1 pseudogene is annotated in these 1,270 nt (G+C 67.6%); it reads left to right on the top strand.

From position 1 onward, the window contains the following. Positions 1-1,270 (top strand): annotated as a pseudogene (locus DES47_RS28910) (heme utilization protein); the annotation flags it as partial.

Raw genomic sequence — 1,270 nt, 5'->3', positions numbered from 1 at the left:
CCTCGCTGAGCACCAACGACCTGAACACGCTGACGACGGACCAGTTCGCCCGCATGAGCTCCGCTCAGGTGGCGACTCTCAGCACCGCCCAGGTCGCCAACCTGACCACCGATGACCTGAACGCACTCGGCACGGCCCAGTTCGCTGCGCTGACCACCGCCCAGGCCACCGCGCTGACCACCGCCCAGGTTTCGACCCTGGAGACAGCCGATCTGCGTGCCATCTCGACGGCTGCGCTGCGCAACCTGAGCTCCGACCAGGTGCTGGCCCTGACCACCGACCAGGTCGCCGCCCTGACCACCGGCCAGATCAACAGCCTGACCACGGCTCAGATGCCGGGCCTGGAAACAGCCGACATCGTGGCCCTGAGCTCCGGCCAGGTCGCCTCGCTGACCTCGGCCCAGATCGGTAACTTCGCGACGGCCCAGATCGCCTCCATCGAGACCGGTGACCTGCGTGCCCTGGGTACGGCGGCTGTCCGCGCGTTGAGCTCCGACCAGCTTGATGCACTGACCACCGACCAGCTCCAAGCCCTGACCTCCGCTCAGATCACCGCGCTGTCCACCGGTCAATTGACCGGCCTCAGCACCAATGACCTGAACACGCTGACGACCGATCAGTTCGCCCGCATGAGCTCCGCTCAGGTGGCGACTCTCAGCACCGCCCAGGTCACCAACCTGACGACGGACGACCTGAACGCCCTGGGTACCGCCCAGTTCGCGGCACTGACCACCGGCCAGTCCGGCGCCCTGAGCACCGCGCAAGTCTCCACCCTGGAGACGGCCGACCTGCGTGCCATCAGCACAGCCGCCCTGCGTGCCCTGTCGTCTGACCAGATCAGCGCCCTGACCACCGACCAGGTGGCTGCCCTGACGACCGCGCAGATCGCTGCACTGACCACCAACCCGGACCAGTTCCTGGGTCTGGACACCGCTTCCATCGTGGCCATGGGCTCGGCCCAGATCGCCGCCATGGGCTCGGCCCAGGTCGCCAACCTCTCGACCGCACAGATCGCCTCGATCGAGACGGCCGACCTGCGTGCGATGACCACGGCCGGTGTGCGTGCCCTCTCGTCGGCGCAGCTGGACGCCCTGACCTCTGAACAACTGCAAGGCCTGGGCTCCGCCCAGATCTCGGCCCTGTCCACCGGTCAGCTCACCAGCCTGAGCACCAATGACCTGAACACGCTGACGACGGACCAGTTCGCCCGCATGAGCTCCGCTCAGGTGGCGACTCTCAGCACCGCCCAGGTCGCCAACCTGACCACCGA

The sequence above is a fragment of the Roseateles toxinivorans genome (genome assembly GCF_004362525.1).
Lineage (GTDB): Bacteria > Pseudomonadota > Gammaproteobacteria > Burkholderiales > Burkholderiaceae_C > Paucibacter > Paucibacter toxinivorans.
Note: the sequence above shows the minus strand (reverse complement) of the source record. Positions and strands in the feature narration are given on the sequence as shown.